At 65.6% G+C, this 22,481-nt stretch carries 17 protein-coding genes and 3 tRNA genes; 7 read left to right on the top strand and 13 right to left on the bottom strand.

What is annotated here, in order from left to right; genetic code table 11:
* Positions 1 to 190: 190 nt before the first annotated feature.
* From ACFPN5_RS19625 to ACFPN5_RS19615, 3 genes are read right to left on the bottom strand one after another with little or no spacing between them, the layout of a single operon-like run.
* Positions 191 to 1,972, bottom strand: coding sequence for a TonB C-terminal domain-containing protein (locus ACFPN5_RS19625; protein ID WP_379785477.1), 1,782 nt, complete (start codon positions 1,970 to 1,972; stop codon positions 191 to 193).
* Entirely contained in the window at positions 1,969 to 2,904 is a 936-nt protein-coding gene (locus ACFPN5_RS19620; RefSeq protein ID WP_379785475.1) for a pyridoxal-phosphate dependent enzyme, read from the bottom strand. The genes ACFPN5_RS19625 and ACFPN5_RS19620 overlap by 4 nt, the downstream gene beginning before the upstream one ends.
* Before the next feature lie 14 nt (positions 2,905 to 2,918).
* Positions 2,919 to 4,826 (bottom strand): hybrid sensor histidine kinase/response regulator, encoded by a 1,908-nt coding sequence (locus ACFPN5_RS19615; protein ID WP_379785474.1) that lies wholly within the window; start codon positions 4,824 to 4,826, stop codon positions 2,919 to 2,921.
* 247 nt (positions 4,827 to 5,073) lie between these two features.
* Here ACFPN5_RS19615 and ACFPN5_RS19610 point away from each other — a divergent pair, with 247 nt between their 5' ends.
* Positions 5,074 to 7,335 (top strand): ATP-binding protein, encoded by a 2,262-nt coding sequence (locus ACFPN5_RS19610; RefSeq protein ID WP_379785473.1) that lies wholly within the window; start codon positions 5,074 to 5,076, stop codon positions 7,333 to 7,335.
* A 34-nt stretch (positions 7,336 to 7,369) separates the two neighbouring features.
* Positions 7,370 to 7,825, top strand: coding sequence for a response regulator (locus ACFPN5_RS19605; RefSeq protein ID WP_379785472.1), 456 nt, complete (start codon positions 7,370 to 7,372; stop codon positions 7,823 to 7,825).
* 51 nt (positions 7,826 to 7,876) lie between these two features.
* Here ACFPN5_RS19605 and ACFPN5_RS19600 read toward each other — a convergent pair whose 3' ends face one another.
* Complete coding sequence (locus ACFPN5_RS19600) at positions 7,877 to 9,547, bottom strand: response regulator (RefSeq protein WP_379785471.1); 1,671 nt, start codon at positions 9,545 to 9,547, stop codon at positions 7,877 to 7,879.
* Positions 9,548 to 9,732: 185 nt separating this feature from the next.
* On the opposite strand from ACFPN5_RS19600, the gene ACFPN5_RS19595 reads away from it, so the two are divergent.
* Positions 9,733 to 10,026: a hypothetical protein gene (locus ACFPN5_RS19595; RefSeq protein WP_379785469.1), complete on the top strand. Its 294-nt coding sequence runs from the start codon at positions 9,733 to 9,735 to the stop codon at positions 10,024 to 10,026.
* Between the two features lie 73 nt (positions 10,027 to 10,099).
* Positions 10,100 to 11,641: an amidase gene (locus ACFPN5_RS19590; RefSeq protein WP_379785468.1), complete on the top strand. Its 1,542-nt coding sequence runs from the start codon at positions 10,100 to 10,102 to the stop codon at positions 11,639 to 11,641.
* A gap of 14 nt (positions 11,642 to 11,655) precedes the next feature.
* Here the strand turns inward: ACFPN5_RS19590 and ACFPN5_RS19585 are convergent, their stop codons facing one another.
* Positions 11,656 to 12,747, bottom strand: coding sequence for a tartrate dehydrogenase (locus ACFPN5_RS19585; protein ID WP_379785467.1), 1,092 nt, complete (start codon positions 12,745 to 12,747; stop codon positions 11,656 to 11,658).
* Positions 12,748 to 12,899: 152 nt separating this feature from the next.
* Here ACFPN5_RS19585 and purT point away from each other — a divergent pair, with 152 nt between their 5' ends.
* A complete protein-coding gene (purT, locus tag ACFPN5_RS19580; RefSeq protein WP_379785466.1) occupies positions 12,900 to 14,120 on the top strand; it encodes a formate-dependent phosphoribosylglycinamide formyltransferase in 1,221 nt (406 codons plus the stop codon).
* 3 nt (positions 14,121 to 14,123) lie between these two features.
* On the opposite strand, the gene ACFPN5_RS19575 is transcribed toward purT, so the two are convergent.
* Together ACFPN5_RS19575 and ACFPN5_RS19570 are read right to left on the bottom strand one after the other, a co-directional pair.
* Entirely contained in the window at positions 14,124 to 14,642 is a 519-nt protein-coding gene (locus ACFPN5_RS19575) for a toll/interleukin-1 receptor domain-containing protein (RefSeq protein WP_379785465.1), read from the bottom strand.
* Between the two features lie 261 nt (positions 14,643 to 14,903).
* Positions 14,904 to 14,979, bottom strand: a tRNA-Asn gene (locus ACFPN5_RS19570).
* Between the two features lie 136 nt (positions 14,980 to 15,115).
* Here ACFPN5_RS19570 and ACFPN5_RS19565 point away from each other — a divergent pair.
* Entirely contained in the window at positions 15,116 to 15,316 is a 201-nt protein-coding gene (locus ACFPN5_RS19565) for a hypothetical protein (RefSeq protein WP_379785464.1), read from the top strand.
* A gap of 136 nt (positions 15,317 to 15,452) precedes the next feature.
* On the opposite strand, the gene ACFPN5_RS19560 is transcribed toward ACFPN5_RS19565, so the two are convergent.
* The 3 genes from ACFPN5_RS19560 to ACFPN5_RS19550 all read right to left on the bottom strand — a co-directional run bounded on the left by ACFPN5_RS19560 (position 15,453) and on the right by ACFPN5_RS19550 (position 16,997).
* A tRNA-Asn gene (locus ACFPN5_RS19560) sits at positions 15,453 to 15,528 on the bottom strand.
* Between the two features lie 131 nt (positions 15,529 to 15,659).
* A tRNA-Asn gene (locus ACFPN5_RS19555) sits at positions 15,660 to 15,735 on the bottom strand.
* A 50-nt stretch (positions 15,736 to 15,785) separates the two neighbouring features.
* Entirely contained in the window at positions 15,786 to 16,997 is a 1,212-nt protein-coding gene (locus ACFPN5_RS19550; RefSeq protein ID WP_379785463.1) for an amino acid aminotransferase, read from the bottom strand.
* 104 nt (positions 16,998 to 17,101) lie between these two features.
* Here ACFPN5_RS19550 and uvrB point away from each other — a divergent pair, with 104 nt between their 5' ends.
* Positions 17,102 to 19,207: an excinuclease ABC subunit UvrB gene (gene uvrB / locus ACFPN5_RS19545; RefSeq protein ID WP_379785462.1), complete on the top strand. Its 2,106-nt coding sequence runs from the start codon at positions 17,102 to 17,104 to the stop codon at positions 19,205 to 19,207.
* Positions 19,208 to 19,377: 170 nt separating this feature from the next.
* Here uvrB and ACFPN5_RS19540 read toward each other — a convergent pair whose 3' ends face one another.
* From ACFPN5_RS19540 to ACFPN5_RS19530, 3 genes are all read right to left on the bottom strand, one after another.
* Positions 19,378 to 19,839 (bottom strand): RES family NAD+ phosphorylase, encoded by a 462-nt coding sequence (locus ACFPN5_RS19540; RefSeq protein WP_379785461.1) that lies wholly within the window; start codon positions 19,837 to 19,839, stop codon positions 19,378 to 19,380.
* Between the two features lie 83 nt (positions 19,840 to 19,922).
* A complete protein-coding gene (locus tag ACFPN5_RS19535) occupies positions 19,923 to 20,369 on the bottom strand; it encodes an FKBP-type peptidyl-prolyl cis-trans isomerase (protein ID WP_379785460.1) in 447 nt (148 codons plus the stop codon).
* A 62-nt stretch (positions 20,370 to 20,431) separates the two neighbouring features.
* Entirely contained in the window at positions 20,432 to 22,480 is a 2,049-nt protein-coding gene (locus tag ACFPN5_RS19530; protein WP_379785459.1) for a hybrid sensor histidine kinase/response regulator, read from the bottom strand.
* Position 22,481 lies beyond the last annotated feature (1 nt).

The raw sequence follows: 22,481 nt of genomic DNA, 5'->3' as shown, positions 1-22,481 counted from the left end.
TATCCCCGATATGCACCAGATGAACGATATGCGCCCTCGATTGCGATAATTCAGTCTAGGGCGCGGGCGCCCCGTCACAAGGGTCCCGGGTGGGTGCATCACGAAACAATCTCGATCCGCACCAAGTCAGAACGACGCGAAATGATTCGAAACCGGCGGCGAAAAGCGGCTTTGTCGTATCAGGCGCCCGTTACTGCAGACGGATGGCCATGTCGAATATCCAGGTGCGGCGAATTTCAATGACGTCGTATTGGCGCGCCAGCGCCGGCGAAAACGCGGGATATGGCGCCTGGCTGGCGATGACTTTCCGGACCGCTTCGTCGATCGCGGGCACGCCGCTGGAGACGACGAAGGTCACCTTTTCCACGGAACCGTCGGCGCGAATGGCCACCGTCACGACCGGCGCGGTGTGCGGCTGCTTCACCGCTTCGCGCACGGTGTCGAAGGTCATGTTCAGCTCGATCTTGCGGCTCATGGCCTGCGCGTACAGGACGAGGTCGGCGTTCGGGTCGGCGCGTCCGAACAGCCAGCCACGGCGCAGGCTGCTGGCCCCGGGCGGCAGCGGCTCGCGCTGGGCCGCTTCCTTGTCGAGTTGCTTGCCGATCGCACGCAGGCGCTCCTCGCGTTGCGCTTCCTGCTCGGCACGCTCCCGCTGGGCCTGCTCCTGCCTTGCCCGTTCCTGGTTCGCAGCTGCCTGGTTGGCGGCATCCCTGCGTGCCGCCTCCTGCCTGATGGCGTCCTGCCGCGCGGCCTCCTGCTGCGCCTGGCGCGCCTGTTCCTGGCGTGCTGCTTCCCTCTGTGCTGCTTCTTTCTGCGCGGCTTCTTTCTGTGCTGCTTCCCGCTGCGCTGCTTCTCTCTGCGCGGCTTCCCGCTGTGCAGCTTCCCGTTGTGCAGTTTCCCTTTGTGCGGCTTCCCTCTGTGCGGCCTCCCGCTGCGCGGCTTCCTTCTGCGCGGCGTCCCGCTGCGCAGCTTCCTGTAGCGCCGCTTCAGCCCGTTCCCGTTCCTGGCGCGCGGTCTCCTGCTGCGCCTGGCGGGCGGCGTCGAGCTGTGCTTGGCGTGCCTGTTCCTGGCGCGCGGCTTCCCTGCGTGCGGCTTCCGCCCGTTCCTGGTCCTGTCGAGTGGCCTCCTGCTGCGCCTGGCGCACCGCGTCGAGCTGTGCCTGCCTTGCCTGTTCCTGGCGTGCCGCTTCCCGCTGGGCCGCTTCCGCGCGCGCAGCCTCGGCGCGTTCCTGCTCCTGGCGAGCGGCCTCCTGCTGCGCCAACTCGTCCTGCCTTGCCCGCTCTTTTTGCTGCGCCTCCCGGCGCAGCTCCTCTTGCCGCGCAAGCTCGGCGCGTTCGGCGTCCTGGCGCAGCTCTTCCTGGCGCGCTGCCTCCCGCTGCGCCATCAGCTCCCCCTGCCGGGCCCGTTCTGCATCTTCCTTTTCGCGCTCGAGCATGATCTGCTTGAGTGCTTCCTCGTTGGCAGTGTTTCGCGCTACGTCGGGCTCGGTGCGTGCCGTCATGACCGGCTTCGACGGCGCGGGAGGCGCTATTTGCGCAACTGCGGGCGCAGGTGCGGGAGGGATTGCCGGCACAGGTTCAGGTTCGGGCACAGGCACAGGCGCCGGTTGCGGCGCTGGTGCGGCCTTCACGGCAGGCGCCGCGCCACCCTCGATAGCAGGCGACGGCATGCTCATTGGTGCCGTCCTGTCCACGGGCACAGGCTTGTCCAGCGGAACGGGCGCGGCCTTCGCCGGTGGCGGCGGCGCTGGTTTCGGTGCCGGTGCGGGTGCTGGCGCCGGCGCCGGCGCCAGCACGATGCTCAAATCGTCCGCGCCCAGGCGCCTTTCTTTCCAGGGCAGGTTCAGGCCAGGCAGCCCGAATGCATGGCCACCCAAACTGATGGACAGCAGCAGCGTGTGAACGAGCAGTGAGACGAACAGCGCAGTGTGCAGGCGCGACGGTCCGCGCTGGAAGAAGACGGCGGTGCTCAAATGCCAGGTCCTTTGTGCAGCTGCGCGTGCCAGGCCTGCAGTTGCGCCACCGTCGCGGTTGCCCCGCCGCAGACGATCGCCAGCACATTGTCGAATCCACCAAGGCGGCTGCCGGCCTCGTAGGCCAGCGCCAGCGCCGCCCCGCAGGCGGGCTCGACCACGATCCGGTGATCGTCCATGAAGCGCAGGCAGGCTGCTACCGCCTCGGCGTCGCTGACGACGACCGGGGTAATCGGATGGTCAGCCGCCAGCGCGAACGCATGTGCGGACACCATGCGCGCGCCGAGCGAGGTGGCGATGCTGGCAATGCCCGGCAATTCGATGCGCTCGCCCGCCGCCAGCGACTGGGCATACGCGTCGGCGCCGAGCGTTTCGACGGCGATCACGGGGACGTCGTTCCAGCCCTGGCGCCGCAAGCCGGCCACCACGCCACTGAGCAGCCCTCCTCCACCAACGGCCAGCACCACCGCGTCGGGCCGCAAGCCGGCAGCCGCCACCTCGTCGATCATGCCGGCGTGGCCTTCCCACAGCAGCGGGTCGTCGAACGGATGGATGAAGGCGTCGCTCGGGTCCAGCAAGGACTGGGCGTGCGCGTTCGCCTCCTGGAACGACAGCCCATGCACGCGGACTTCGGCGCCTTCGCGCGCGAGCAGTTCCCTGGCTCGGGCGCTCGTCGTTTCCGGCACCACGACGAGTACCGGCACGCCGAGCCGGCGCCCGGCATATGCCGCCGCCAGCCCGGCGTTGCCGCCCGACGAGGATACGATCCGGCGCGCGCCGCCTGCCACGCGGGTTGCGCAGGCGTGGCCAATGCCGCGCAGCTTGAACGAGCCGCTCGGCTGCAGGGCGTCCATTTTCAGCCAGACGCGCTGGCCTGCGCGGCAGGCCGTGGCGCTCGATTCGACCAGCGGGGTGTCGATATGCAGCTGCATCCGCCCGCCCTGCCTCAAGCCGCCGTGCGCAGCGCGCGCGCCAGGTCCGACAGGCGGTAGGGCTTGTTCACGAAGGCGTAGTCGTTGAGAAGCCCCGGCTCGATTTTCAGGGCCGGCAGCGGATAGCCCGACGCGAGGATGATCTTCACCTGCGGATAATTCTCGCGCGCGAAGGCGGCCAGTTCGATGCCATTCAAGCCGTCGGGCATGATGATGTCCGTGAACAGGATGTCGATATCGCGGCTGGCGAGCAGGTTCATCGCCTCCTGGGCATTCGAGGCGGTCACGACTTCATAGCCCATGCTGATGTAGAGCGCCGCGGCCACATCCATCAGGTCGGGCTCGTCCTCGACGATCAGCACCAGCTCGTTTGCCCTGCGTCCGTTGCCCTGCTCCTGGCCGGGGGCGGCCGGCAGGAAGATGGAAATCGCCGTGCCTTCGCCGGGTGAGCTGCCGATCACGACCTCGCCGCCCGACTGCTTGATGAAGCCGTACACCTGCGACAGCCCCAGGCCCGTGCCCTTGCCGACTTCTTTCGTCGTATAGAAGGGCTCGAAGGCGCGCGCCACGGTTTCGGGTGACATGCCGGTGCCGGTGTCGGTGACGGTGACCCGCACATAGGGTCCCGGCGCCAGCCCGCGCACTTCGTGCTCGACCAGGTCGACGTTGGCCGTTTCGATCTGCACGCTGCCGCCCTCGGGCATGGCGTCGCGTGCATTGACCACCAGGTTCAGGAGGGCCGACTCGAAACGCGCGCTGTCGATGACGGTGTTGCGGATGTGCGGGTCGAGCCGCAGCTCGAAGTCGATCGAGGCGTTGACGCCCCGGCGCAGCACGGATTCGAAGCCGGAAATGAGGCGGTTCACGCTGCGCGTTTCAGGCTGCAGCGGCTGCTGGCGCGCGAATGCCAGCAGTTGCTGGGTCAGCGTGGCGCCGCGGTCGATCGCCCGGCGCATGCTGTCCAGGGTCTTGCCGTCGGCGCTGCCGCCGCGTCCCAATGCCATCACCTCGAGCCCGCTGGCCAGCACCGACAGCAGGTTGTTGAAGTCGTGCGCGATGCCGCCCGTGAGCTGGCCGATCGATTCCATCTTCTGCGACTGGAACAGCGCGGCATTCGCCTCGGCCAGCGCATCGGCGGCGGCTTTTTTCTCGGTCAGGTCGCGCGTGATTTTCGCAAAGCCGATCAGGTCGCCACGCTCGTCGCGGATGGCATCGATCACGACATGCGCCCAGAAGCGCGTGCCGTCCTTGCGCAGGCGCCAGCCTTCGGCTTCGTAGCGGCCCTCGCGCTCGGCGGTCGCCAGCGCCCTCCGTGGCAGGCCGTTGGTGCGGTCGTCCTCGGTATAGAAGCGCGAGAAATGCTGGCCCACGATTTCGTCGGCCATGTAGCCCTTGATGCGCTCGGCGCCGACGTTCCAGTTGTTGACCTCGCCCTGGGGCGAGAGCATGTAGATGGCGTAGTCGGTCACGCCCTGCACCAGCAGGCGGAAGCGCTCCTCGCTGGCGCGCAGCGCCCTTTCCGCCTCGCGCTTGGCCGTGATGTCGCGCGTGATCTTGGCGTAGCCGAGCAGCGTGCCATGCTCGTCGTAGATCGGGTCGATGACGACGCTGGCCCAGAAGCGCGTACCGTCCTTGCGCATGCGCCAGCCCTCGGCTTCGTACTTGCCTTCCACCAGCGCGGTGCTCAGGGCACGCTCGGGCAGGTTGCTCTCCCGGTCTTCGGGTGTATAGAACTGCGAAAAGTGCCGCCCGAGGATTTCGGGCGCCTTGTAGCCCTTGAAGCGCTGGGCGCCGGTGTTCCAGCTGCTCACGTGGCCACCGGTATCGAGCATGTAGATCGCATAGTCGCTGATACCCGAGACCAGGTACTGCACGCGCTGTTCTTCGGTCAGCTCTTGCTTGGCTTCTACGCGGTTGTTCATGGCAATAAGAGAGTGGCTTTTCCGGATAACACACCATCATACCCGCAAACGCAAACAACAGACCACGCGACTGTTTCACCCGTGCACTAGGTGTTGAGGATCTCGTCAAGCACCGATCCGCCCAAAAACATGACGATTCATGTCGCACCGCGAACGAGACGAAGGGACAGGAATCGAGACGATCCGGCCCTTGTCTTTCAGGCTAAAATGGCGCCTTTGTAACCCAGCCGTTCCCACGCCTGCGCCCATGATTCCTGCTCAAGCTCCAGCTCAACCTGCACCGCTCGACCTGTCCAGTTGCGACAGCGAACCGATCCGCACGCCCGGCAGCATCCAGCCGCATGGGTTCCTGCTGACCTTGTCGAACGAGGCGAGGGTCTTGCAGGCCAGCGCCAACCTGGCGCGCTGGGTCGGGATCGACGCCGGGGCCGCGATCGGCGGCGCGCTGGCCGATGTCGTCGGCAGCGCCGCAGCGCAGCGCCTGGACGCGGAAGTCTCGAGCAGCAAGCTCGGCAACCGCCCGCTGTACATCGACACGGTCACCAGCGCCAACGGCAAGCATTTCGACGTGCTCGGCCACCTGTGGGACGGCCTCGTCATCCTCGAATTCGAGCCGGTCGAGCGCGCCGGGCCGCCCGACTTCCGCCACCTGTACGCCCTGCTCGGCGACTTCCTCCTGAAAATCGACCAGACCCAGACGGTCGAATCGGTCGCCGGACATGCGGCGCACCAGGTGCGCATGGTGACGGGTTTCGGCCGCGTGATGGTCTACCAGTTCGACCGCGACGGCCATGGCCACGTGATGGCCGAGTCGAAAGAGGACGGCTACCACTCCTACCTGGGCCAGCGCTTCCCCGCCTCGGACATTCCGGTGCAGGCGCGCGAGCTGTACGCGCTGTCGCGCATCCGCCTGATCCAGGACGCGAACTACCTGCCGGCGCCGCTGGTGCCGTCCGCAAATCCCGTCACCGGGCAGCGCAACGACCTGTCTTTTGCCGCCCTGCGCAGCGTCTCGCCGGTGCACCTGCAATACATGCGCAACATGGGGACGATGGCCTCGATGTCGGTGTCGCTGATGGTCAAGGGCCAGCTGTGGGGCCTGATCTCCTGCCATAACGAGGCGCCCTGCCCGCTGCCTTTCGAGAAGCGCAGCGCCTGCGAGCAGCTCGGCCAGGTGCTGGCGCTGTGCATCGAGTCGCGCGAGGATGCGAGCGACCTGCAGTTCCGCCTCGAGGTACGGCGCATGATGGTCGCGATGCTGGGCAACCTGACCAAGGGTGCCGACATCATCGAGAACATGGGGTCGGTCTTCCCCGAGCTGCTGCGCTTCGCCCGCGCCGGCGGGGTGGCCATCGTCGCCGACGAGCGCGTGCTGACCTACGGCGACACGCCGGATGCCGAGGCCATCGGGTCGCTGGTGTCCTGGCTCGAGCTGCAGGGCCACGGCGGCGAAGTGTTCCACACCGACCAGTTGTCCAGCCTGTACCCGGATGGCGATGCCATGCGCCGCAATGCCAGCGGCCTGCTGGCGATGTCTATCTCGCGCGTGCACAAGCATTACCTGCTGTGGTTCCGCCCGGAAGTGGTGCATACCATCGAATGGGCGGGCAACCCGCATATGAAGGAAACGGAACAGCTGTCCGGCACAGCCCAGCAGCTGTCCCCGCGCACCTCGTTTGCCACCTGGCGCGAGGTGATCCACGGCGTCAGCCTGCCATGGCACGCGGCGGAGATCGAACTGACCGGCGAGTTCCGCAGCGCCCTGCTCGGCATTGCGCTGGAACGCGCGGAACAGATGGCCGAACTGGCCGAAGAACTCGGCCGCGCCAACAAGGAACTCGAAGCGTTTTCGTATTCGGTCTCGCACGACCTGCGCGCGCCGCTGCGCCACATCGTCGGCTTTTCCGACCTGCTGCTCGAATCGAGCGGCAGCGAAGACACCACCATGCGCCAGCGCTTCCTCACCAACATCAAGGAATCGGCGCGGCTGGCTGGCAAGCTGGTGGACGACCTGTTGAGCTTTTCGCAGATGGGCCGCGCCGCCCTGCGCCCGGTCGAGGTGGACATGTCGAAGCTGGTGGCCTCGTGCATCGACAAGCTGTCGCTGGACACGGCCGGGCGCAACATCGAATGGATCCTGTCGCCGCTGCCGCGCATCAAGGCCGACCCGAATTTCCTGCACCTGGCCGTGCTCAACCTGCTGTCGAATGCCGTGAAGTTCACCGGGCAACGCGATCCCGCGACGATCCGGGTGTGGTCCGAGCAGAATGAGCAGGACACCGTCTTCCACATCGCCGACAACGGCGCCGGCTTCAACATGGATTATGTCCACAAGCTGTTCGGCGTCTTCCAGCGCCTGCACCGGATGGAAGACTTCCAGGGCACAGGCATCGGCCTGGCCAATGTGCGCCGCATCGTCGAGCGCCATGGCGGACGCACCTGGGCCGAATCCGTGCAGGGCCAGGGCGCCACTTTCTCTTTCAGTATTCCCCGCGCACTCGCTCTCTAATTCGCTTTCTACTCCTCTGCGAGCAAAAACTACCATGTTAAAACCGATTCTGCTGGTCGAGGACAATCCGCATGACCTCGAACTGACCCTGGTGGCGCTGGCCAAAAGCCAGCTCGCCAACGAAGTCGTCGTTGTGCGCGACGGCGCCGAAGCGCTCGACTACCTGCTGCGGCGCGGCGAGTTCGCCGAGCGCGCGGAAGGCAACCCGGCCGTTACCCTGCTCGACCTGAAGCTGCCGAAAGTCGACGGGCTCGAAGTACTGGAGAAAGTCCGCACCACCCCGCACCTCAAATCCATGCCGGTGGTGATGCTGACCTCTTCGAAAGAGGAACAGGACCTGGTGCGCAGCTACGAGCTGGGCGTGAACGCCTATGTCGTCAAGCCGGTCGATTTCAAGGAATTCGTGCGCGCGATCGCCGACCTCGGGATCTTCTGGGCGGTGCTTAACGAGCCGCCTCCGGGCTCGCACCGCTACGTGCCGCCGGCCTGAATGGCTTGCGCTCTTCGTAGGGTGGGTTCAAGAGCCCACCCTACGAAATCATCAAGCGGATGCCGACGCAGGCTGTGCCGCGGCTGCACCGGGCCCTCGACGCCCACGGCGCAGCAGGTGGCGGATGCGCGCGCTGAGCGCATCCGGATGATAGGGCTTCTGCAGCAGGTTCACCGAGGCGTGGACCTTGCCTTCGTGCGCCAGCACCCCTTCCGCATAGCCCGAGGTATACAGCATCTGCGCTTGCGGTAGATACTCGCGCACGACTTCGCCGAGTTGCAGGCTGCTGACCGGCCCCGGCATGATCACGTCGGAAAACACGAGGTCGACGTGGCGCCCGCTTTCGATGAGCGCGATGGCGCCGGCGGCGTCGCAGGCTTCGAGCACGTCGTAGCCGAGTGCGGACAGGATAGCGCAGGTGGCGCTGCGCACGTCTTCCTCGTCTTCCACCACCAGTATCGTCTCCAGCCCGCCCAACAGCGGGGCGTCGTTCGCCTTTTCGGGTTCCTGCGCCGAGGTAGCACTCCTGGGCAGGAAAATGCGCACGCTGGTGCCCCGGCCCGGTTCGCTCTCGAGCGTGATCTCGCCGCCCGACTGCTTCACGAAACCATAGGCCATCGACAGCCCAAGCCCCGTGCCCTGCCCGACCGGCTTGGTCGTGAAGAAGGGCTCGAAGGCGCGTTGCAGCACCTCGGGCGCCATGCCCTTGCCGGTGTCGGCCACTTCGATCATCACATACTCGCCGGCCGGCGCGCCGTGCAGGGGCAGGCAGCCCGCGGCCGCCGGCTTGTCGCCCGAATTGCCGCCTGAGTTACTGGCGCGGATCAGCAAGCTGCCATTCCCGCCCATCGCGTCGCGCGCGTTGATGGCCAGGTTCAGCAGCACGTTGTTGAGCTGGTGGGGGTCGGCGACCGTGCTCCACAGCGAGGGGTCGATGTCGGTGACGACGCGCGCGTTCGGGCCCAGCACGCGGCGCATCATGTCGTCCATGTCGCGCAGCAGGTGGCCCGGGTTGAGCACCACCGCCTGCAGCGGCTGGCGCCGCGCGAACGCGAGCAGGTGGGCCGACAGCTTGGCGCCGCGCTCGACGCCGGCCAGCGCCATCTCGACCCGGTTGCGTGACGCGTCGTTCAGCCCGCCGACGAGTTTCAGCAGTTGCAGGTTGCCGCCGATGATCTGCAGCACGTTGTTGAAGTCGTGGGCGACGCCGCCGGTCAACTGGCCGATCGCTTCCATCTTCTGCGCCTGGTGCAGCGCCGATTCGCTCGCCGCCAGCTGCTCCCGGCTCACGCGCAGCGAGGCAAAGGCGGCATCGCGCTCGCGGCGGGCGATGCAGGCGGCGCTGTGGTACTGCACGCGCGCAACGAGCTCGCGCGGGTCGGGCCACTTGACCATGTAGTCGTTGGCGCCGGCCGCGAAGGCCATCGCCTTGACCTCGGGGTCGTCTTCCGACGACAGCATGATGATGGGAATGTGTTCGGTGTCGGGCCGAGCGCGCATGCGGCGCGTGAATTCGAAGCCGTCGAGGTCGGGCATGCGCAGGTCGACCAGCACCACGGTAGCATTGAGTTCACTCGCGAGGGCGACGGCACGCGCCGGGTCCGACTCATAGCGCAGTACGTGCTTGATGCAGGTCTTGAGCCCGTGTTCGATGATTTGCTGGGAAAATGGCTCGTCGTCGATCAGGAGGATCGAGCAGGTACTGGTATCGTCGTCGATCATCGTGTCGAGACCCCATTTAACACTGTCAACGAGGCCATATTGCATTTTGTGAAGCGCTGATTCTACACCATGTTATTTTGAAATTCATCAATGCACTATCGTGCGAGCCGGGCCATGCGCCGCACTTGTTTTGTCGAATGCGCGCCACCATTTCCTAAGAATAGGCGTTACTGTCAGGCGAGGCCATGCAGGATCCATTCTGTCCGCTGTGCGGACGGGAACTGGGAACGGTCAACATCGACCGCCACCACCTTGTACCAAAGACCTTCAAGGGCAAGGAACAGTTCCCGATCCACAAGATCTGCCACCGCAAGATCCACTCCGCGTTCACCGAGCGCGAGCTGCTGCGCACCTACCATACCTGGGAAGCGCTGCGCGGGCACGAGGAGATCCGCGCCTTCATCGACTGGGTAGCGCGCAAACCTGCCGACTTCTACACCCGTACCTATACCTCGAACGACAAGAAGCGGCGCAAGTGATCCGTTGATTTCAACTCGACATGTTTACGCCGGCAGCATTTCATGCTGAACATTATTTTGTTCCGGAACGCGCATGGATTTCTCCGAATACCTGCAACACGACGCCACCGCGCTGGCCGCGCTCGTCACGCGCGGCGAAGTCTCGCCGGCTCAGCTGCTGGACACCGCCCTGGCGCAACATGCACGCGTGCATCCGCGCATCAACGCAGTCTGCCGCCTGATGGAAACGCAGGCGCGGGCGCAGCTGGCGCGCCCGCTGGGTGGCCGTTCCCCTGGCCCGCTGGCCGGCGTCCCCTTCCTGATCAAGGACGCCGCCGTACAGGACTACGCGGGCGTGCCGACGGGTTTCGGCAGCCGTTCGATGCAGGGCAATGTGCCGCGCGAGCACGCAGCCGTGGTGCGGCGCTACCTCGACGCCGGCCTCGTCGTATTCGGCAAGACCAACCTGCCCGAGTTCGCGCTGAAGGCAGTGAGCGACTCCGCCCTGCATGGCCGGGTCAACAATCCCTGGAACCTCGCCCACACGCCGGGCGGCTCGAGCGGCGGCGCTGCCGCTGCGGTGGCGGCCGGCATCGTGCCGATGGCTGCCGGCAATGACGGCGGCGGGTCGATCCGCATTCCCGCCGCCTGCTGCGGCCTGTTCGGCCTGCGCACGTCGCGCGGGCGCATCTCCTCGGGGCCGGCCATCGGCGAAGTCTGGTTCGGCGCCTCGACCGAAGGCGTGCTCTCGCGCAGCGTGCGCGATTCGGCGCTGGCGCTCGACATCCTCGCCGGATCGGAACCGGGCGACCCGTTCGATATCGCCCCTGCTGCCGGGCCCTACCGCGAGCTGATGCGGCGCGATCCCGGCCGGCTGCGCATTGGCTTTACCGCCGTGTCGCCGATCGGGACCGAGGTGCATTCAGAAGCAGTGACGGCGGTGCACAAGGCCGCGGCGCTGTTGCGCGGCCTCGGCCACGAGGTCGAGGAAGCCGCGCCGCAGCTCGACGGCGCCGCCCTGGCCGAAAGTTTCCTGCACGTGTATTTCGGCCAGGTGCCGGCGCTGGTGGCGCGTGCCCGCGCGCTCGGCGCAAAAAGCGGCGACGTCGAGCTGATGAGCCGCTTGCTGGTGACGCTGGGCGCGAGCGTGTCGGGTGGGCGCCTGACGGCGCAGCTGGCCAAGTGGAACGATTTTTCGCGCGCGCTGGCACGCTTTCACGCGCGCTACGACATGCTGCTCACGCCGGCGCTGGCGCACCCGCCGATCCGGCACGGCCAGGGCGACCCGCCGCGCGGCGAACAGTTCGTACTTGATCTCCTGCAGCGCAGCGGGCTGCTGGGCATCCTGGCAAGCCTCGGGCTGCTCGACGCCACCGTCAACAAGATCGCGCGCGACAACCTGCGCTATGTGCCGTTCACCCAGCTGGCGAACCTGACCGGCGTGCCGGCGATGTCGGTACCGCTGCACTGGACGGCCGACGGCCTGCCGCTGGGCGTGCAGTTGGTCGGGCGCTTCGGCAGCGAGGATCGCTTGCTGCAGCTGGCGCACCAGCTCGAACAGGCTGCGCCTTGGTTTGATCGCCTGTCGCCGCTGACGCGGGAGGGTTCAAGTGAGCAGGTAACGCATACAACGTAGGGTGGACGGGGCGCTTATGCCAACAACCCCGCAATCGCATCCCCCATCTCAACCGTCGTCGCCGTCCCGCCCAGGTCCCCCGTGCGCGGCCCTTCGCGCAGCACCTGCTCGATCGCAGCCAGGATCGCATCGTGCGCCTCGCGGCACCCGCCTGGCGCATCGGGCGCATCGGCCAGGAAGCCCAGCATCATCGCCCCCGACCAGATCATCGCGATTGGATTGGCGATGCCCTTGCCGGCGATGTCCGGCGCCGAGCCGTGCACCGGCTCGAACAGCGACGGGAAACTGCGCTCGGGATTCAGGTTGCCCGAGGGCGCCAGGCCGATCGTGCCGGTGCAGGCCGGCCCCAGGTCGGACAGGATGTCGCCGAACAGGTTCGAGGCCACCACCACGTCGAAGCGCTGGGGCTGCAGCACGAAGCGGGCGCACAGGATGTCGATGTGCTGCTTGTCGACGGTGATGTCCGGATAGCCCAGCGCCATCGCGTCGGCACGCCCATCCCACCACGGCATGCTGATGGCGACGCCGTTCGACTTGGTCGCCACCGTCAGGTGCTTGCGCGCACGCGACTGCGCCAGCTCGAACGCGTACTTCAGGACGCGGTCGGTGCCATGGCGGCTGAAGACCGATTCCTGGATCACCACCTCGCGCTCGGTACCGGGGAACATGATGCCGCCGAGGTTCGTGTATTCGCCCTCGGTGTTTTCGCGCACCACGTAAAAGTCGATGTCGCCAGGCTTGCGATTGGCCAGCGGGCACGGCACGCCTTCGAACAGGCGCACCGGGCGCAGGTTGATGTACTGGTCGAACTCGCGGCGGAATTTCAGCAGCGAGCCCCACAGCGAGATGTGGTCCGGCACCGTGGCCGGCCAGCCGACGGCGCCGAAGTAGATGGCGTCCATCCTCGAGAGCTGTGCTTTCCAGTCGGGCGGCATCATGTCGCCGGTCTTCAGGTAGTAGTCGCAGCTGGCCCACTCGAAGTGGATGAACTCGAGGTCGATGTTGAAGCGGCGCGCTGCCGCTTCCAGGACTTTCAGGCCTTCGGGCAGGACTTCCTTGCCGATGCCGTCGCCGGCGATGGCGGCGATCTTGAAACTGCGTGTCATGGGGCGCCCCTGTCGCGGATAAAAAGCGATCGTAGCAGTCTTTGAACGACTTGGCAGACGGGGGCCTGCGAATATCAAGTATGCGCCCGCGCGGCGCCGCTTTGCTATAGTCGCAGCACCGGCGCCGAAGCGCCAGCATCCCCCATACAGCCATGACCACTCCCCGCACACTCGGCACTCCCCTCTCCCCCTCGGCCACGCGCGTGATGCTGCTCGGCTCGGGCGAACTCGGCAAGGAAGTCATCATTTCCCTGCAACGCCTCGGCGTCGAAACCATCGCGGTCGACCGCTACCCGAACGCGCCCGGCCACCAGGTTGCGCATCGCGCCCATGTGATCGACATGACCGACGGCGCGGCGCTGGCCGCACTGATCGAGCGCGAGCGCCCTCACCTGGCGATTCCGGAAATCGAGGCCATCGCCACGGATACGCTGGCCGAACTTGAAGCGGCCGGCACGATTACCTGCATCCCGACCGCGCGCGCCGCGCAGCTGACGATGAACCGCGAAGGCATCCGCCGCCTCGCCGCCGAAGAGCTCGGCCTGGCGGCCTCGCCCTACCGCTTTGCCAGCAGCCTGGCCGAGCTGGAGGCGGCCTGCGCCGCGGTAGGCTTTCCCTGCGTGGTCAAGCCGGTGATGTCGTCCTCGGGCAAGGGCCAGTCGAAGCTCGACAGCGCCGCCGATGTGCGCGCCGCCTGGGACCATGCCGCCGCCGGCGGCCGGGTCGACGCCGGCCGCGTGATCGCGGAAGGCTTCATCGATTTCGATTACGAAATCACGCTGCTGACGGTGCGCTCGCGCAGTGTGGATGGCGATGGCGGCATCGTGACCGGTTTTTGCGAGCCGATCGGCCACAAGCAGGTCCAGGGCGACTACGTCGAATCCTGGCAGCCGCACCCGATGGCGCCCCTGGCGCTCAAGCGTGCACATGAGATCGCCGCGAAGGTCACGGACAATCTGGGCGGACTGGGCGTGTTCGGGGTCGAGCTGTTCGTCAAGGGCGACATGGTGTGGTTCTCGGAAGTCAGCCCGCGCCCCCACGATACCGGCATGGTGACGATGGCGACCCAGGTGCAGAGCGAATTCGAGCTGCACGCCAAGGCCGTGCTTGGGCTGCCGGTCGATACCGCGCTGCGCGCGCCCGGCGCCTCTGCCGTGATCTACGGCGAGCTCGACGCCGCCGGCATTGCCTTCGAAGGCGTGGCCGAGGCGCTGGCCGTGCCGGGCGCCGACATCCGCCTGTTCGGCAAGCCGGAGTCGTTCGCGCGCCGGCGCATGGGGGTGGCGCTGGCTACCGCCGGCGATGTCGAGACGGCGCGCGAACGGGCGCGCGAGGCTGCGGCGAAGGTCAGGCCGGTGGCCGGGGGCGCCTGATCCTCAGCACACCCCGCCTTTCGAGCGCCACGCGATGTCGTGAGCGAGCCTGGCCAGCATCTTCTTGGCCGCGGGCGTATCGAGCGATTCGAAACGCAGGGGGCGCCAGTCCACGTAGTTGCGCATGCCGAGCAGGCGCGCGACCGCATCGGCATTACGCTGCATCTCGTCGTTCAGCAGCGTGCTGTCGATGTAGTACACCGGCAGGATCAGGTCACTGCGCCCCATGGCCTGCTCCAGCTTGACGAAACGCTCGAACTCCTCGCGGCAGGGTTCGCTCCGGAAAAACCGGGGCGTGATGATGCAGATGAGGAAGTTGACGACATCGATGCAGTCGCGGATCCGCTCGCGCCAGTTGTGGCCCCAGGCGATATCGTTCCTGTCCTGGAAGATGTCGAAGCGGTCACCCGTTTGGGCACAGACTTCGCCGCTCAGTCGTTCGCGCCATTCCGTCAGATAGCCCTTGTCGTGCTCGTCGTCCGCGCGCGCATAGCTCATGAAGCCGATCGGATACTTGTTCATGGTAACCATCCTTCTCAATGTAGAGACCTTTCACCCGCTGTGAGCCCATCCATCGGATGATGCATGCCAGCCAACGGCTGACCGAATGATGAGGTTGCTTGTTAGAGCCAAGTGGTCAGAGGAAAAATCCCGGCGAACATGGCTTATCAGTGAAGAAAACTGATCCAGCTCAAGCATTGGCGCGAACTGCCGGCGGATGGAGGGTGGCAAAGAGCAAAAACAAAAAAGGGCCGCGTTTGCACGCGGCCCTTCTCTTTATTCTGGCTCCCCGACCTGGACTCGAACCAGGGACCTGCGGATTAACAGTCCGTCGCTCTACCGACTGAGCTATCAGGGAATTGAGGCAACATTATAGCGGGCGGATGCGAGTTTGGCGAGTCCTGTACGAACATTTCAAGTTTGCGCCCGCGCGGCCTGCCTTTACTATAGTCGCAGGACCTCGCCAGACGTACGCCGGCACCAGGAGAACGAACATGTACAGCTACATTCTGATTGTAATCGCGGCTGCGGCAGGCGCACCTGCGCAGGTGACGACGCACGAGTTCCGGAACCTGGAGGCATGCGAAACGGCACGCGAGTTCTTGCTGAAAAATGCGCCGGAGAAGCAGAAGGACCTGGTGTGGCATGAACAATATATCAATGCCCGCTGTGTGCTGTCGCTGTCCAAGCAGTAGGATGGTCGCGATACTGGCTCCGCCTTGGCGCCCCGCCCTGGGCGCCACGCAGCCCCGCACACGTGCGCCTGCCGGCATCGGTCAGCAAAAAAAAAGCCGCGTTCAGGAACGCGGCTTTTTATTTACTTCTATGTTCTGGCTCCCCGACCTGGACTCGAACCAGGGACCTGCGGATTAACAGTCCGTCGCTCTACCAACTGAGCTATCAGGGAATTGAGCTTGGCATTATAGCCGCTCAGCAGTATTGCGCAAGGGCCGCATGGAAATTATGCATGGTGGCCGCCGCTTGAGACCCAAACGAAAAAAAGGAGTGCCGACTTCTCGGCACTCCTTTTTCGTATTCTGGCTCCCCGACCTGGACTCGAACCAGGGACCTGCGGATTAACAGTCCGTCGCTCTACCGACTGAGCTATCAGGGAATTGTCCTGCTCCTCGACTTGACTAATCTCAAGTGCGAAGAGCCAAGATTTTAGAGGACTTTGGCGATGGCGTCAACGACGAGATCGATATTCTTCGAATTCAGCGCCGCCACGCAGATGCGGCCGGTGTCGACCGCATAGATCGACTCGTCGCGCAGCTTGCCCACCTGCTCCTTGGTCAGGCCCGAATACGAGAACATGCCGACCTGTTCGCGCACGAATGCGAAGTCGCGTCCAGGCGCCTTCTCGGCCAGCTTGGCCACCAGCGCCTCGCGCATTTCCTTGATGCGCACGCGCATGCCGGCCAGCTCGTCTTCCCACAGCTGGCGCAGCTCGGGCGTGGCCAGCACGGTGGCGACGACCTTGCCGCCATGCATAGGCGGGTTCGAATAATTGGTGCGCACCACGCGCTTCAGTTGCGACAGCAGGCGCGCCGCTTCTTCCGTGCTTGAGGCGACGACGGACAGCGCGCCGACGCGCTCGCCATACAGCGAGAACGATTTCGAGAACGAGTTCGACACCAGCAGCGGGCCGCCTGCGTCGACAAAGCGGCGCACCACGGCGCCGTCTTCCGCGATGCCGGCACCAAAGCCCTGGTAGGCCATGTCGAGGAAGGGAATCAGGCCGCCGGCCTGGACCGCTTCAATCACCTGCCCCCACTGTTCCTGGGTCAGGTCGGCGCCGGTCGGGTTGTGGCAGCAGGCGTGCAGCACGACGACCGAGCCGGCATCCATCTTGCGCAGCGAGGACAGCATGCCCTCGAAATCGACGCCATGGGTGGCCGGATCGTAATAGGTGTAGTGGTTGACGATGAAACCGGCGCTCTCGAACAGGGCGCGGTGGTTTTCCCAGCTCGGGTCGCTGATGAAGACTTGCGAATCAGGGGAGAAACGCTTCAGGAAATCGGCGCCGATTTTCAGTGCGCCGGTGCCGCCGATGGCCTGCACGGTGACCGCGCGCTTCTCTTGAATTACGGCGCTGTCGGCCCCAAATACGAGTTCCTGCACGGCTTTGTCGTACGCCGCCAGCCCTTCGATCGGCAGGTAGGTGCGTGGCGACAGCTGCTCCATCAACTTCGCTTCCGCCTGCTGAACGCACTGCAGCAAAGGCACCTTGCCATTGTCGTCGTAGTAGACACCGACCCCCAGGTTGATCTTGGCCGGGTTGGTGTCGGCGTTGAATGCTTCGGTGATGCCCAGGATCGGGTCGCGCGGGGCCATGTCAATGGCGCCGAAGAGGCTGGCAGAGGCGGTAGAAGTCATCGTGATAAACTGAATTGTCGGTGGGTTCGCAGAAGTTGTATAGACAGCGGCACCTTTGTTGCAGTGCCGCAGGCGGACTCCCATTCTAGCAAAGGTCTCGAAACATGGCTGATGTATCAATCGCAACCGGTCCGGAACCGACTGTGGTCACTTTCCCGGACTCCCCTTTCAAGCTGCACCAGCCCTTCCCGCCGGCCGGCGACCAGCCGACGGCGATCGCCGGCCTGGTCGAGGGCATCGACGACGGCCTGATGTACCAGACGCTGCTCGGCGTCACGGGCTCCGGCAAGACCTACACGATGGCGAACGTGATCGCCCGGGCCGGCCGTCCGGCGATCGTGTTCGCGCCAAACAAAACGCTGGCGGCCCAGCTGTATTCGGAGTTCCGCGAATTCTTCCCGCAGAACGCGGTCGAGTATTTCGTGTCCTACTACGATTACTACCAGCCGGAAGCCTATGTGCCCCAGCGCGACCTGTTCATCGAAAAGGACTCGTCGATCAACGAGCACATCGAGCAGATGCGCCTGTCGTGCACCAAGTCGCTGATGGAGCGCCGCGACGTCGTCATCGTCGCCACCGTCTCGGCCATCTACGGTATCGGTAACCCGAACGAATACCACAAGATGATCCTGACGCTGCGCCACAAGGACAAGGTCGCCCAGCGCGACATCATCGCGCGCCTGATCCAGATGCAGTACTCGCGCAACGAAATGGACTTCGGCCGCGGCACCTTCCGCGTGCGCGGCGACACGATCGACATCTTCCCGGCCGAGCACGCCGAGCTGGCAATCCGCGTCGAGATGTTCGACGACGAAATCGAGTCGCTGCAACTGTTCGACCCGCTGACCGGCCGCGTGCGCCAGAAGATCCCGCGATTTACCGTGTATCCGGGCTCGCACTACGTCACGCCGCGCTCTACAGTCCTGCGCGCGGTCGAGTCGATCAAGGCCGAGCTGAAAGACCGCCTGGAAGAATTCCGCCAGCAAAATAAACTGATCGAGGAGCAGCGCCTCGAGCAGCGTACCCGCTTCGACCTCGAGATGATGGCCGAGATCGGTTTTACCAAAGGCATCGAGAACTATTCGCGCCACTTGTCCGGCGCCATGCCGGGCGAACCGCCGCCGACCCTGGTCGACTACCTGCCGAAAGACGCGCTGATGTTCATGGACGAGTCGCACGTGCTCGTCGGCCAGCTCTCGGCCATGTACAACGGCGACCGTTCCCGTAAAACCAACCTGGTCGACTACGGCTTCCGCCTGCCCTCGGCGCTGGACAACCGGCCGCTGAAATTCGAAGAATTCGAAGGCAAGATGCGGCAGACGATTTTCGTCTCGGCCACGCCGGCCGAATACGAGAACTCGCATGCCGACAACGTGGTCGAGCAGGTGGTGCGCCCGACCGGCCTGGTCGACCCGGTCATCATCGTGCGCCCTGCCCTGTCGCAGGTCGACGACGTGATGAGCGAGATTAACGACCGTGTCGCCAAGAACGAGCGCGTGCTGATCACCACGCTGACCAAGCGCATGGCCGAGCAGCTCACGGAATACCTGTCCGACCACGGCATCAAGGTGCGCTACCTGCACAGCGATATCGAGACGGTCGAGCGCGTGGAGATCCTGCGCGACCTGCGCCTGGGCACCTTCGACGTCCTGATCGGCATTAACCTGCTGCGCGAGGGCCTGGACTTGCCGGAAGTGTCGCTGGTCGCCGTGCTGGATGCCGACAAGGAAGGCTTCCTGCGTTCCGAGCGCTCGCTGATCCAGACCATCGGCCGCGCCGCGCGTAACCTGAACGGCGTGGCAATCCTGTACGCCGACCACGTCACCGATTCGATGCGACGCGCCATCGATGAAACCGAGCGCCGCCGCGCCAAGCAGATCGCCTTCAACACCGCCAACGGCATCACCCCGGTGGGCGTGCAGAAAAAGATCAAGGAACTGATCGACGGCGTCTACAGCAATGCGGCGCAAAAGGCCATGCTCGAGGGCGCGCAGAACCTCGAAGAAGCGGCTGCAGTGGCGAAGGTCGAGTCGATGAGCGAGAAGCAGATCAGCAAGGAGATCAAGCGCCTCGAGAAGCTCATGGTCGACCATGCCAAGAACCTCGAGTTCGAAAAGGCGGCCCAGGTACGCGACCAGCTGCATGTGCTCAAGCAGCAGGCGTTCGGGGCGCCGGGGGCGGACAATGTGGTGTCGATGTTGGGGAAATAAAAAAACGGCGCTGCGGCGCCGTTTTCTATTCGATGGTGCAAACACGGCCGCCGCTGTTCGAGGGGTGAGACAGCGGGGACTCGAGAGTCCACCCTACAACTGCGGGTGCCTAGGGTGGGCTCCGCCCACGCGGTCTCACCCGTCGCAAACAGGCGCAAAACTTCCAGCCGCTAGCGCTTGAACATCCTCGGATCAAAACTGAAAGTCCGCGTAACGCTCAGCTCCACCTGCTCATACGCATGGTGCGCCGGATTGATGACGAGGTTGACACCCTCGCCCACGATCACCGACGGCACCCGCATGTAGAGGTATTCGCGCTTCTTGAGGAAGGCGGTGCCGAACGCAGTGGCGCTGCCGCCATCGTCCAGCTTGTCCCAGCCCTCGGGCAGGTCCTCGCGCGGCACGTCGAGGCAGAGGCCGGGGTCGTCCGGCAGGTCGATCGCCACCAGCACCAGGCGCTCTTCGTCGACCTCTTCGGTATGGACGAACTTTTCCAGTACCGCCAGTTCCACGGTCATGGCCGCGTAGAGGGCCGGCTGGCCCTCGCTGTGCCAGTGGCCGCCGCTGGCGCGGGCGCCTTCGCAGTTGCGGTCGAGCGCCGCTTTTTCGATTGCAATTCTCCAGGCTCGCATGCGTGTCGATGTCGTGTGGTCGATGGCGCCAGCATACAACGGCGCCCCCACTCGGCCGCGCACGGCTCGACAACGCCCGTGGCTTATTTTACGTCGAGCAATTCGACGTCGAAGACCAGGGTGGCATTCGGCGGGATCGGGCCGGCGCCGCTTGCGCCATAGCCGAGCGCAGCCGGGATGATGAGCGTGCGCTTGCCGCCGACTTTCATGCCAGCCACGCCCTGGTCCCATCCCTTGATCACGCCGCCCATGCCCAGCGGGAAGGTGAACGGTTCGCCGCCGACCGAGCTGTCAAACTGCTTGCCGCGTCCTTTCGGCGCCTTCGGTTCGGACAGCCAGCCGGTGTAGTGGACCTTGACCGTGTTGCCTGCGACGGCCTGCTTGCCCTTGCCGACGACGGTGTCAATCTTCTGGACTTGCGGGGCGGCTGCGGCCGGTTTTGCAGGCGCAGCAGGCGTGGCGGGAGCCGCGCCGGCAGCCGTGGCGCTCAGGAACAGGGCCAGGCCGAGGGCGGAAATTGCTGATTTCATTGTGTTACCTTCAAAGGAATGATGTGCCGGCAGTATTCCCTAGTCAGGCATTTCGCACAAGCTCAGCGGAAATCGCGCTGGGCTTGCGCGAGGATATGCGCCACCTGGTCGAGGTCGGCCGGTTTCACGAGGTGATGGTCGAAGCCGGCCTCCTCGGCCAGCCGGCGGTCCTCGTTCTGGCCGTAGCCAGTGAGGGCGACCAGCGTGGCGCCGCCCAGTTCGGGCACGGCGCGCAGCTGGCGCGCCAGGGCGTAGCCGTCGGTGTCGGGCAGGCCGATATCGAGCAGCATGACTTGCGGCCGTTCGCGCCGCGCCCGCTGCAGTGCGCCGCGGCCATCGTATTCGACCGACACGGCATGCCCCTGCACTTCCAGCAGGGTTGCCAGCATCTGGGCCGCGTCCTCGTTGTCGTCGACCACCATCACGCGCAGCGGCTCCACCCGTGCCAAAGGGCCGTCGCCCGCGGCGCCCTCGAGCCCGGCGCCGGCGGCGTCGATGCGCGGCAGGCGAATCTCGAACTCGCTGCCCAGTCCGGGCGCCTCGCTGCGCGCGTCGACCGTGCCGCCGTGCAGCGCGACCAGGCTCTTCACCAGCGCCAGGCCGATCCCCAATCCGCCCTGCGAACGGTCCGGCGTGCGCTCGGCCTGGGTGAACAGCTCGAAGATATACGGCAGCACGTCCGGCTCGATGCCGATCCCGTTGTCGCTGACGGTGACCACCACCTGGTCAACGGGCGCCGTCACGCGCAGCACGATCTGGCCGCCCGACGGCGTGTACTTGGCGGCGTTGTTGAGGATGTTCGACAGCACCTGCACCAGGCGCGTGCGGTCGCCCAGCACATGCACCGGCTCGCCCGAGAGCTGCATTGTCAGCGAATGGCGCTTCGATTCGATCAGCGGGCGCACCTGCTCGAAGGCGCCGGCCACCACTGCGTTGACGTCGAGCTCTTCCTTGTCGAGCGAGACCAGGCCGCGCGTCACGCGCGACACGTCGAGCAGGTCGTTCACCAGGTCGGTCATGTGCTCGGCCTGGCGCGCAATGATCTCGCTGGCGTTGCGCACGGCCCTGGCGTCGAGGTGGCCGAGTTTCAACAGGTGGGCGGCGGTCGTGATCGGCGCCAGCGGGTTGCGCAGCTCATGCGCCAGCATCGCCAGGAACTGGTCTTTCTGGCGGTTCGCCGCGCGCAGCTCGTCCTCGACCCGCTTGCGCACGGTGACGTCGCTGCCTTCGACAAAGATACCAACCACCTCGCCGTTCGGATCGCGGATCGGCTGGTAGATGAAATCGAGATAGCGGCGCTCGAGCGGCGCGCCCGGCTCGCGCGCCACGTCCAGCGGCACGGCGTGGCCCACGAACGGCATGCCGCTGGTGTAGACCTGGTCGAGCAGCTCGAAGAAGCCCTGCCCTTCGACTTCCGGCAGGGCTTCGCGCGCCGTCTTGCCGACCAGGTCCTTGCGGCCGATCATCTGCACATAGCTCTTGTTGGCGATCTCGAACACATGGTCAGGCCCGCGCACGACGGCAATGATGCCCGGCGCCTGCTCGAACAGCGTGACGAGCCGCTTGTTTTCCTCGTCGCGGTAGCGCTCGGCCAGAACCTGACCGGTCACCTCGACGCAGGCACAGTAGAGGCCCGCCACCACGCCGGTGTCGTCGCGCACCGGCGAATACGAGAACGTGAACCAGGTCTGCTCGTCATAGCCGTGGCGACGCATCAGCAGCGGCAGCTTTTCCCAGTAGGTCGCCTCGCCGCGTAATGCGCGTTCGCTCAGGGGGGCGAGGTCGGCCCAGATTTCCGACCAGACCTCGTGAAACGGCTCCCCCATCGCGGCCGGGTGCTTTCCGCCCAGCACATCGATATACGGATCGTTGTACAGGAACGCCAGGTCTTTGCCCCAGGCGCAGAACATCGGGAACTTCGAGCCGAGCATCAACGACACGACTGTGCGTAGGGCCTGCGGCCAGCCGGACGGCTCGCCCAGGGGGGAGCGCGACCAATCGTGCGCACGCATCAGCGCGCCGGCCTCGCCGCCGCCGCTGAGGAAGGTCGTCGCAGAGTCGGCGCCGTCCTGGCTTCTCGGGCCGCCCCACTCCGGGCTCGCTTCGTTCATG

Origin of the sequence: Massilia niabensis (genome assembly GCF_042655085.1) — a bacterium.
GTDB classification, from domain to species: domain Bacteria; phylum Pseudomonadota; class Gammaproteobacteria; order Burkholderiales; family Burkholderiaceae_D; genus Telluria; species Telluria niabensis.
The sequence above is the reverse complement of the archived record's forward strand: the minus strand, read 5'-3'. Positions and strand labels throughout refer to the sequence as shown.

Bases quoted from the DNA above. Each gene is read 5' to 3' on its own strand.
- ACFPN5_RS19620 (WP_379785475.1), bottom strand. From the start codon at position 2,904: ATGCAGCTGCATATCGACACCCCGCTGGTCGAATCGAGCGCCACGGCC.
- ACFPN5_RS19615 (WP_379785474.1), bottom strand. From the start codon at position 4,826: ATGAACAACCGCGTAGAAGCCAAGCAAGAGCTGACCGAAGAACAGCGC.
- ACFPN5_RS19610 (WP_379785473.1), top strand. From the start codon at position 5,074: ATGATTCCTGCTCAAGCTCCAGCTCAACCTGCACCGCTCGACCTGTCC.
- ACFPN5_RS19605 (WP_379785472.1), top strand. From the start codon at position 7,370: ATGTTAAAACCGATTCTGCTGGTCGAGGACAATCCGCATGACCTCGAA.
- ACFPN5_RS19600 (WP_379785471.1), bottom strand. From the start codon at position 9,547: ATGATCGACGACGATACCAGTACCTGCTCGATCCTCCTGATCGACGAC.
- ACFPN5_RS19595 (WP_379785469.1), top strand. From the start codon at position 9,733: ATGCAGGATCCATTCTGTCCGCTGTGCGGACGGGAACTGGGAACGGTC.
- ACFPN5_RS19590 (WP_379785468.1), top strand. From the start codon at position 10,100: ATGGATTTCTCCGAATACCTGCAACACGACGCCACCGCGCTGGCCGCG.
- ACFPN5_RS19585 (WP_379785467.1), bottom strand. From the start codon at position 12,747: ATGACACGCAGTTTCAAGATCGCCGCCATCGCCGGCGACGGCATCGGC.
- purT (WP_379785466.1), top strand. From the start codon at position 12,900: ATGACCACTCCCCGCACACTCGGCACTCCCCTCTCCCCCTCGGCCACG.
- ACFPN5_RS19575 (WP_379785465.1), bottom strand. From the start codon at position 14,642: ATGAACAAGTATCCGATCGGCTTCATGAGCTATGCGCGCGCGGACGAC.
- ACFPN5_RS19565 (WP_379785464.1), top strand. From the start codon at position 15,116: ATGTACAGCTACATTCTGATTGTAATCGCGGCTGCGGCAGGCGCACCT.
- ACFPN5_RS19550 (WP_379785463.1), bottom strand. From the start codon at position 16,997: ATGACTTCTACCGCCTCTGCCAGCCTCTTCGGCGCCATTGACATGGCC.
- uvrB (WP_379785462.1), top strand. From the start codon at position 17,102: ATGGCTGATGTATCAATCGCAACCGGTCCGGAACCGACTGTGGTCACT.
- ACFPN5_RS19540 (WP_379785461.1), bottom strand. From the start codon at position 19,839: ATGCGAGCCTGGAGAATTGCAATCGAAAAAGCGGCGCTCGACCGCAAC.
- ACFPN5_RS19535 (WP_379785460.1), bottom strand. From the start codon at position 20,369: ATGAAATCAGCAATTTCCGCCCTCGGCCTGGCCCTGTTCCTGAGCGCC.
- ACFPN5_RS19530 (WP_379785459.1), bottom strand. From the start codon at position 22,480: ATGAACGAAGCGAGCCCGGAGTGGGGCGGCCCGAGAAGCCAGGACGGC.